The organism is Thermotoga sp. (assembly GCF_021162145.1).
Classification (GTDB): domain Bacteria; phylum Thermotogota; class Thermotogae; order Thermotogales; family Thermotogaceae; genus Thermotoga.
This window is the reverse complement of record NZ_JAGGZH010000143.1, coordinates 1-9,767: the sequence shown is the minus strand read 5'-3', so window position 1 is coordinate 9,767 and position 9,767 is coordinate 1. Positions and strand designations below refer to the sequence as shown.

The following is a 9,767-nucleotide window of genomic DNA, read 5'->3' as shown; positions in this document are numbered from 1 at the left end:
GTTAAGGACGGTGTGACGGTGGGCATAGGAAGCGGACAGCCTTCCAGAAAGAGAGCGGCGTGGATCGCCACCGTGATGGCGGGTGAAAAAGCCAGGGGAGGAATCGCAGCTTCCGATGCCTTTTTCCCGTTCCCTGACTCGCTGGAGATTCTTGCTCAGGCGGGAGCGAAGGCCATTGTTGCGCCTCTCGGATCTATAAGAGACGAGGAAGTTCTCTCAAAAGCGAAAGAACTCGGACTCACATTCTACAAAGCCCCCAGCAGAGTCTTCAGACACTGAGAGGTGAGATGGATGAGGGTACACGTCCTGGGTTCAGGTGGAAGAGAACACGCCATAGGATGGGCGTTTTCGCAACAAGGTTATGAGGTTCACTTTTATCCAGGGAATGCTGGAACTAAAAGGAACGGTGCAAACCACCCTTACGAAGGCGAAAAAACGATAAAAAGCATTCCGGACGAGGACCTCATCATCCCGGGCTCTGAAGAGTATCTCGTGGAGGGAGTCGCGAACTGGAAGGTGAACGTCTTTGGTCCTGTGAGGGAAGTTGCAAAACTCGAAGGTTCCAAGGTCTTCGCCAAGTGCTTCATGAAAAGGTACGGTATAAGAACCGCTCGTTTCGAAGTGGCGGAAACTCCAGAGGAACTGAAGGAGAAAATAAAGAAGTTCTCCCCACCGTACGTGATAAAGGCAGACGGTTTGGCACGTGGCAAGGGTGTTTTGATTCTCGACTCAGAAGAGGAGGCACTTGAAAAGGGATCCAGACTCATAGCAGGAGAACTTGTAAAGGGAGTCAAAGGGCCCGTTGTGGTAGATGAATACCTGATAGGGGAAGAGCTTTCTGCCATGGCTGTTGTCAACGGAAGAAACTTCGTGATACTTCCCTTCGTGAGAGATTACAAACGGCTGATGGACAATGACAGGGGCCCGAACACGGGTGGCATGGGATCGTGGGGACCCGTGAGTGTGCCACGGGAGACGATTTCGAAAATAGAAGAGCTCTTCGATAGAACGCTCTGGGGAGTGGAAAAGGAAGGTTACACTTACCGGGGTTTTCTGTATCTTGGCTTGATGTTACACAATGGCGAGCCGTACATCCTCGAGTACAACGTGAGACTGGGAGACCCGGAAACGGAAGTGATCGTGACGCTGAATCCTGAAGCTTTCGTTAACACCGTGCTGGAAGGTTACAGGGGTGGTAGAATGGAAGCGATTGAGCCAGATAGATTCGCCGTGGACGTGGTGCTCGCCTCGAAGGGTTATCCAGATGCTCCTGAGAAAGGAAAGGAAATCACGCTTCCAGAGGACGGTCTCATCTTCTTTGCCGGGGTTGCAGAGAAAGACGGAAAACTGGTAACAGCAGGTGGAAGGGTGCTTCACTGTATGGGAACCGGTGCAACCAAAGAAGAGGCAAGAAAGAAGGCCTACGAACTCGTCGAGAAGGTACACTTCGAAGGAAAGACGTACAGGAGGGACATCGCCTCGTGAAATACACTTACAGAGACGCTGGTGTTGACGTTGAAAGAGGAGAGAGCTTTTCTAGGAAAATAAAGAACGCGGTGAAACTGCCAGACTGGTTGATGAAGGAACCCACAGGATACGCTGCCATACTGAAAATCACAAAACCACCGATCGCTGTCACGGCAGACGGTATTGGAACAAAACTCATCCTCCACAGAAAGTACGGAACGTGGCGCTACGCGGCTGAAGACCTTGTTGGAATGAACTACAACGATCTGGTCTGTGTTGGGGCAAGGCCGGTTGCTTTCCTGGACTATCTCGGCGTGAAAAGGATAACTGAAGAACACGAACAGTTCATAAAAGAACTCGTGGACGTACTTGAAAACGTAGGTGTCAAGCTGGTCGGAGGAGAAACTGCAGAGATGCCAGACGTCTATCACGAAGATTGGGACGCCGTGGGATTCGCCGTTGGGGTTCTGGAAAGAAGAGTTCCCGTTGACACAATAAAAGAAGGGGACGTCATCGTCGGGATTCCCTCCTCAGGCTTTCATTCGAACGGATGGTCACTCATAAGGAAGATCCTGAAGGAAGAAAACTTAAAACCTGAGAGTCTACCTTTCAACCTTCTGAAGGGGACACGCATATACAAAGAGGTCATCGATGTGTTCGATATGGTCAAGGGGATCGCGCATGTGACCGGTGGAGGTATTATCAGGGCTTTGAAAAGAGTCCTGGGAAGTATCGGGGCTCATGTTTCTCTTCCGAAGAGAGATTTCATCGATTGGATTTTGAAGTACGTTGAATTCGACGAGGCACTCAACACTTTCAATATGGGAATTGGTATGCTTCTGATCGTAGAAAAAAAGAGGCTGGAGAATGTTCTAAGCAAAGTGGATGGTGTGGTTGTTGGAAGCGTCGAAAGTGACTGGAAAATCGAGTACGGAGGTGAGGGGGGATAAGAGTGTTCGAGGGCTTCATAAAAGGTTTTCAAGAACTGATTAGGGACACAAAACTCGCTATGGTGAGTGTTATGGCACTCGTTCTTGGCTTTGTTGCAGAGGTTCTCTACTTCTTCGCGGGAAAGTACGATTTCCTGGATCTTGACTTCTTTGTCATAAAGCTCTTCGAAGAAATAGTTCTGGCCATGCTGATCGGATCTCTTCTTGTACAGCGAAACAAAGAGAGTTTTCTCAGTCTTCTTGTTTTCAGCACGTTCTACGGAGTGGCGATGGGGCTTGGTTTCTCTCTTTTCGTTCTGCCAGCTTTCGTGGTTTTCATGTTCTTATTCTTCGTACCACTTCTTTCTGCCAGGAACGACTCCGTCTCATCCATTCTGACAGAAAGTTACAGGCTGGTCTTCAAGAAGCAGAAGACAGTGGAGGTGTTCCTCGCTGCTGCTATCGTGTTCGTTGTGTGGTTCATACCCTTTGTTGGCTCCATCGTATCGAACTTTTTGAGGACAGTGTTTGTGTACGCGCTCTTTTATTCCCTGGAGGGGATGACCCATGAAGCAACTGAGAGTGACTCTGGCCCAGCTCAATCCAACTCTGGGTGATTTTGAGGGAAATCTGAAGAAAGCGATAGAAGCTCTCGAAATAGCCGAAGAGAGAGGCAGTGATCTTCTCATCTTCCCAGAGCTCTTCTTGTCCGGATACCCCCCGGAGGATCTCATGTTGAGGCTCTCTTTCCTGAGGGAGAACAAACGGTACCTCCAAGAATTTGCGTCACACACGAAAAACCGGGAAGTGACTGTCCTTATAGGATTCATCGACAGCGACGAAGACGCGTACAACGCCGCAGCCGTCCTGAAAAAAGGAGAAGTACTCGGTGTCTACAGGAAGATGTTTCTTCCGAACTACGGCGTCTTCGACGAGAGAAGATACTTCAAACCTGGAGAAGATCTTCTTGTTTTGAAGATGGATGACGTCAAGATAGGCGTTACCATCTGTGAGGACATCTGGAATCCGGTGGAACCGAGTGCCTCCCTGTCCCTGGGAGAAGGAGTTCATTTTGTGGCAAACCTTTCCGCTTCGCCCTATCATGTGGGAAAACCGGGGCTGAGGAGAGAATACCTCTCGATGAAGGCGTACGACTGCCACACAGCGATAGCCTACTGTAACATGGTGGGTGGACAGGATGAACTCGTCTTCGACGGAGGAAGTATCGTCGTTGACGCGTCTGGAGAGGTGATCAGCTACGGGAAACTCTTCGAAGAGGAAATCATCACGGTGGATCTCGATCTCGACGAGAATTTGAGGGTTTCCCTTCTGAATCCAGGAAGAAGGTACATGAGGTCGCAGAACTACCCCGTGAAGATCATTGAGGTGGGAGGCCTTCGCGAAAAGTCCACACACTTCGAGCCAGTCTTGAATCCGATCCCGAGAAGGGAAGAAGAGATGTTCAAGGCTCTGGTCACGGGTGTGAGGGACTACGTGAGGAAGAACGGGTTCGAAGAGGTGGTCATCGGTCTGAGCGGGGGGATGGATTCATCTCTCGTTGCAGTCATAGCAACAGAAGCGTTGGGAAAGGAGAACGTGAAGGGTGTCCTCATGCCCTCCATGTACACCTCGAAATCGAGCCTTGAAGATGCCCGGACGCTTGCAAAGAACCTCGGAATAGAGACATTTATGATTCCCATCACGGAAGTGTTCAGGTCGTACCTTGATGTTCTGAAAGACGTCTTCGCCGGAAGAGAACCGGACATAACCGAAGAGAACATCCAAGCGAGAATAAGAGGGAATTACCTGATGGCGCTCTCGAACAAGTTTGGCTGGCTCGTTCTTACCACGGGAAACAAGAGCGAAATGGCAACGGGCTACGCCACACTCTACGGAGATATGGCGGGAGGCTTTGCGGTCATAAAGGATGTTTACAAGACAGACGTGTACAGAATAGGAAGGTGGTACAACGAGTGGAAGGGAAAAGAAATAATACCGGAGAACGTCTTCAGAAAACCTCCTTCCGCCGAGCTCAGGCCAGGACAGACGGACCAGGAGAAACTCCCACCGTACGAGGTTCTGGACGAAATACTGAGACTTTACATAGAAGAGGGACTGGATCCCGAAGAGATCGTACTCAAGGGATTCGACAGAAAAACGGTGGTGGAAGTAACCGAGATGGTACGAAAGAACGAATACAAGAGAAAACAGGCCGCCATCGGAACCAAGATCTCCACCAGGGCGTTCGGAAAAGACTGGAGAATGCCCATAACGAGCAGATTCAGAGAACCTCTCTGAGGATACTCGCTATCTCTTCAGGATTTATTAGCATCTTTGCACCTGCCTCAAGAAGTGTCCGGCCATCGTTCAGGGAGTGAACCACTCCGTAAACTTCTTTTATTCCCGCCCTGAGAGCAGCTTTCACACCGCTCTTTGAGTCCTCAAAAACGATCACCCCTTCAGGGTCCACGTTCAGTCTCTTCAAAACGAGCAAGTAAATCTCTGGATCTGGTTTTCCCTTCTTCACTTGATCGCCGAACACCATAACGTTAAAGAAATCCTTAAGTTGGAGCTTTTTCAATCTCTCGATCGCTTCCCTTTGTGGAGTAGAGGTTGCAAGGGCAAGTTTCAAACCCTTTCTCTTCACAAGTGCCAGGGCTTCTCTCACACCTGGGTTTTCTTTTAAAAGCTCGGAAAAGACCCGCTTCTTCTCTTCGTGCACCTTTTTTTTGAAGTTTTCTGGTGAGTCCTCTATCTTGAGGGACTCCATCAGAATGGGAAGACTTTCCCTCTCCGGAATCCCCATTATCCTTTTGTGAATGTCTTCGGTGTAGGGTTTTCCGTAACTCTCGGCGACTCTTCTGTAGGCCTCAAAGTAGAGCGGCTCCGTGTCCATCAAAACTCCATCCATGTCGAAAATAACTGCTTTCATCTGACCGCCTCCTTTCATTTCAAAGATAACATAGACAGTTTAAATCGTCTTAAAGTCGATGTTTGTGGTAGTATTAATTATGAAAACATGACCAGGAGGGTTCCGGATGATTTCGAGGAAGATTTCAGAGATTCCCATCTCAAAGACCATGGAACTGGATGCAAAAGCCAAGGCGCTCATCAAAAAAGGAGAGGACGTCATCAACCTCACAGCAGGAGAGCCGGACTTTCCCACCCCAGGACCTGTTCTTGAAGCAGCAAAAAGTTTCTTAGAAAAAGGACAGATAAAGTACACAGACCCGCGTGGTATATACGATTTGAGAAAAGGTATCGCAAGGAAGGTGGGAGAAAAGCACGGGAAGAAAATTTCGCTGGATCAGGTGGTTGTGACAAACGGAGCAAAGCAAGCCCTTTTCAACACATTTATGGCGCTGCTCGATCCCGGTGATGAGGTGATAGTGTTCTCCCCCGTCTGGGTGAGTTATATTCCCCAGATCCTCCTTTCTGGAGGTACCGTGAGAGTTGTGGAAACATTCATGGAAAACAACTTCCATCCAAGTCTTGAAGAGGTGGAAAGTCTTCTCGTTGGAAAAACGAAAGTCGTGCTCATCAACTCGCCAAACAATCCCACTGGTGTTGTCTACAGCAGGTCTTTTCTGGAAGGACTCCTGAGGCTCTCTGAGGAAATGAATTTCTACATCGTGAGTGATGAGGTGTACGACTCTCTGGTCTACACAGATGACTATACATCGATACTGGATGTGGCCGAGAACTTCGATCGAGTGGTGTATATAAATGGCTTTTCCAAATCTCATTCCATGACTGGCTGGAGAGTGGGATACCTGATCTCAAACATGGAAGTGGCTTCTGCTGTTTCAAAGATTCAGTCCCACACCACTTCCTGCATCAACACGGTCGCCCAGTATGCCGCTCTGAAGGCCTTGGAACTGGACAACTCCCATATGCTTCAGACTTTCAAGGAAAGAAGAGATTTCGCTGTGGAGAGGCTGAAGGAGATGGGTGTGAAGTTTGTTGAACCACGGGGAGCATTCTATCTGTTCTTCAAGGTACCGGGCGACGATGTAAAATTCTGTGAAAAGCTTCTGGAAGAAAAAAAGGTGGCTTTGGTCCCGGGTTCCTCTTTCTTAAAACCCGGTTTTGTTAGACTCTCCTTTGCTATTTCTACAGAAAGGCTTGCGGAGGCGTTGGATAGAATTGAAGACTTCCTCAATTCTTGTTAATTTTCTTAAAAGAAACTGGCACAAGTACCTTCTGGGATTTCTAGCCCTGGTGATGGTAGACCTCCTGCAGGTCTACGTTCCTCGTATTGTCGGAAAGATCGTCGACAGTTTAAACACTGAGACCATGAATTTTGTGGAACTGAAAATGATGATCGGCTGGATCATGGCAGCTGCCTCTGGCATGTTCTTCGGAAGGTTTTTCTGGAGGTATTTCCTTGGTGGTGCCTCCAGATCCTTTCTTCTTGAGACCATGAACGGAATGTTCTCCAAAATGCTCAGCCTTACTCCTGGCTTCTTCGACAGAATGAAAAGTGGTGAGTTGATGGCAAGATTCACCAACGACTTGAGTCTTTTGAGGAGGGTTCTTGGACAGGGGGCTATTTTGCTTTTCGACTCGTTCATCATGGTCTTGATGGTACTCGTTTTCATGATAGGGAACGTGGGATGGAAACTTGCATGGATCAGTTTCGCTCCTCTCCTTCTTCTTATTCCCACCTCCATGAGCTTTGGAAGGCTGATACACAAAAGGGTGTCGGACGTTCAGAGGTCATTTTCGGAACTTTCTGGCTTTACCGAAGAGACGATAGGCGGTATCCGAATCGTGAAGAGTTTTTCTTCGGAAAACATATCGTTCAAGATATTTGAAGAAAAGGCAAACAACAACTTCAGGGATACACTCCGGACGGTCAAGGTTTCCAGTGTGTTTCGGCCTCTCATAACCCTGATTGCCTCCTCTTCGTTCTTCCTTGCGCTTCTTTATGGTGGAAGAGCTGTTATAAACGAGAAGATCTCGCTTGGGGATTTCATCGCCTTCAACTCCTATCTGGGTATGTTGATATGGCCTATGATGGCGTACGGTTTCATGGTGGATCTGCTCCAGAGAGGGAAGGCGGCTATGCGTCGTCTGGACACGATCTTCACCGCCCAGCCGGAAGTAAAAGAGCCGAAAAGACCTGTCAGGATAGATCATTTCGAAAGTGCGATCATAAAAAATCTGACTTACAGATACCCCGGAACCGATCGCTCTGTTCTGAAGAACATCAACATGACGATAAAGAGAGGAGAGATGATCGGTATCGTTGGAAGCGTCGGAAGTGGAAAGACCACGATCGCAAAGCTTCTCATGAAGCTGTATCCGGTGGAAAGAGGAAAGATATTCATAAACGGAGTGGACATAAACGACATTTCCTCGGATAATTTGAGAAAACTCTTCACCCTCGTTCCCCAGGAAACGTTTCTGTTTTCCGACACCATTCGAAACAATATAACCGTTGGTATGAAAAACGTGGATGAGAAAGAAATCGAGAGGGTGACAAAGCTCGCCGCAGTTTATGAAGACATTGCGAGCTTTCCAAAAGGATTCGACACCGTTGTGGGAGAACGTGGGGTGACCCTTTCAGGTGGGCAGAAGCAGAGGATCACCATAGCCCGTGCACTGATCAGAGATTTCGAGGTTTACATTTTCGACGACTGTCTCTCCGCTGTAGATCCAGAAACAGAAGAAAGGATAATAAATTCTATAAGAAACAGCATGGAAGGGAAAACGATCATCGTGATAACACACAGACTGAAAGTTCTGAGGGGTGCCGACAGGATATACGTTCTCGACAATGGCTTCATCAGAGAGGAGGGGACACACGAGGAACTCCTGAGTAGAAACGGAATATACAGCAAGATGTACAGAAAACAGCTCATCGAGGAGGGATGAGATGAAACGCATTGGTGTTGTGACGGGTATCTTCGAATCCAATCCCTACGAGTTCTTTGTGAGGATGGTTTCGGAGGGCAAGCATCAAGCTCACGCTCAGATAGAAGACATCGTGAGGGTAGAGTACAGTTCGGGCTATGGGAATGTGGTAACTTACGGTGTGGTCGTTGACTTGCAGAACAGATGGGACGGAGACCTGCGAAACGGCTACGAGGAAGATGTGGCGCTCGAAGGGCTGAAGCCGGCCTATCCAATATACATCGCAAGGGTGAAGGTGACAAGGTCGTTTTTGAAGAAAGGCGATCAACTTTCCGAAACAGCCCCGGAGATTCCTCCCGCAATCGGATCTTCTGTCTTTCTTGTAGAGGGTGAAGAGATAGACATAGCCCTGGGATTCGACGAACTGAAGAACAGAAACGTAGCACTCCCTGTGGGAATCCTCAAAAACGGCAAACCTGCTTACTTGGATCTGAGATACATACTCGGAGACAACGGAGCGCACATCAACGTTTCAGGACAATCTGGAGTGGCTGCAAAGACCTCTTACACCACCTTCCTCGTGAAATCGATGATGGAGGCGTCCAGGAAAACGACGGGGGGGCTGATGAATCTTCTGAGAGAAGCAAGATACATCATATTCAACGTGAAAGGGGAAAGTCTGATGTTTCTCGATCGCGCCTCAAAAGAATGGGCAGCAGAGAAAGAGAAGTGGGAAGAGATGTACAGGGTGCTCGGAATAGAACCGAAACCGTTTGAAAACGTTGCTTTCTACGCTCCGAGCAGGCAGAAAGGCTCTTACACCCCCGCCGTGAACAAGCGTATGAGCGGAGTGAGGGTTTACGGATGGGACGTTTTCGATATCGTTGAAATGGGGCTTCTGGAACTCATGTTCGACCCGGACGAGATGGCGAAAAATCAGAATTTCCAGCTGGCGGTGTGGTCACTCCAAGAATTTCTCACCCAGAGGATGGAGGAAATCTACCAGGAATTCTTGAGAAGAGGCTACATCAAAGACAGGCAAAAACTTCCCTCCCAGGCTTTAAGGGAAATCGTCGTTTCCAAGGGAGAAATCGTGGACATTCCCCTCGACCTCGATGATCTGATAATGCAGCTGAAAGAAGGGAAGGCAAGAGAGTACCTTGAGAAAGAAAACGTTCAGCGTCAAACCATCAGCATGCTGATTCGAAGGTTGAAGACCGCCCAGAAGATGGACTTTGACAGATTGTGGATAAAACCTCCCCTGAATCCTACCGGTAAAGTGGAGTACAGAGTAAACTGGAATGTGCCTGGAAGGGTAACCGTCGTGGACATCTCAAAGCTGAGAACGCGCGCCCAGGCGTTCGTCGTGGGAGCCATTCTCTCTGAAGTGATGAGAGAAAAGGAAACAAACAACGGTTTCACCCAGCCTGTTTTCATCTTCCTGGACGAGCTCAACAAGTACGCACCGAGACACGGAGGTGGGGCTCTTGCAAACATCTTCAGGGATGTGGC

Annotated in this window: 8 protein-coding genes and 1 pseudogene; 8 read left to right on the top strand and 1 reads right to left on the bottom strand. The window is 48.7% G+C overall.

Annotated elements, in window-relative coordinates; all coding sequences use genetic code 11:
- The 5 genes and pseudogenes from J7K79_RS08535 to J7K79_RS08515 all read left to right on the top strand — a co-directional run.
- Positions 1–279: pseudogene (locus tag J7K79_RS08535) on the top strand (bifunctional phosphoribosylaminoimidazolecarboxamide formyltransferase/IMP cyclohydrolase); the annotation flags it as partial.
- Between the two features lie 12 nt (positions 280–291).
- Positions 292–1,485 carry a phosphoribosylamine--glycine ligase gene (gene purD, locus J7K79_RS08530; RefSeq protein ID WP_296907558.1) on the top strand — a complete coding sequence of 398 codons (1,194 nt, stop codon included), beginning with the start codon at positions 292–294 and terminating at the stop codon, positions 1,483–1,485.
- Positions 1,482–2,417, top strand: coding sequence for a phosphoribosylformylglycinamidine cyclo-ligase (gene purM / locus J7K79_RS08525; RefSeq protein WP_296907556.1), 936 nt, complete (start codon positions 1,482–1,484; stop codon positions 2,415–2,417). Before purD ends, purM begins: the two co-directional genes overlap by 4 nt.
- A gap of 2 nt (positions 2,418–2,419) precedes the next feature.
- Complete coding sequence (locus J7K79_RS08520; protein ID WP_296907553.1) at positions 2,420–3,013, top strand: hypothetical protein; 594 nt, start codon at positions 2,420–2,422, stop codon at positions 3,011–3,013.
- Positions 2,964–4,694 (top strand): NAD+ synthase, encoded by a 1,731-nt coding sequence (locus J7K79_RS08515; RefSeq protein WP_296907551.1) that lies wholly within the window; start codon positions 2,964–2,966, stop codon positions 4,692–4,694. The genes J7K79_RS08520 and J7K79_RS08515 overlap by 50 nt, the downstream gene beginning before the upstream one ends.
- On the opposite strand, the gene J7K79_RS08510 is transcribed toward J7K79_RS08515, so the two are convergent.
- On the bottom strand, positions 4,678–5,328 hold the full coding sequence (locus tag J7K79_RS08510) for an HAD family phosphatase (protein WP_296907548.1): 651 nt from the start codon (positions 5,326–5,328) through the stop codon (positions 4,678–4,680). The two genes, J7K79_RS08515 and J7K79_RS08510, sit on opposite strands and share 17 nt — an antisense overlap.
- A gap of 106 nt (positions 5,329–5,434) precedes the next feature.
- Here J7K79_RS08510 and aspC point away from each other — a divergent pair, with 106 nt between their 5' ends.
- From aspC to J7K79_RS08495, 3 genes are all read left to right on the top strand, one after another.
- The gene (aspC, locus tag J7K79_RS08505) at positions 5,435–6,568 is read left to right on the top strand and encodes an aspartate aminotransferase (protein WP_296907545.1); all 1,134 of its coding nucleotides are present in this window, start codon (positions 5,435–5,437) and stop codon (positions 6,566–6,568) included.
- Positions 6,543–8,276, top strand: coding sequence for an ABC transporter ATP-binding protein (locus J7K79_RS08500; protein WP_296907543.1), 1,734 nt, complete (start codon positions 6,543–6,545; stop codon positions 8,274–8,276). Before aspC ends, J7K79_RS08500 begins: the two co-directional genes overlap by 26 nt.
- Position 8,277: 1 nt before the next feature.
- Positions 8,278–9,767, top strand: a 1,490-nt coding sequence (locus J7K79_RS08495) for an ATP-binding protein (protein WP_296907539.1), incomplete at its 3' end; no start/stop codon positions are given.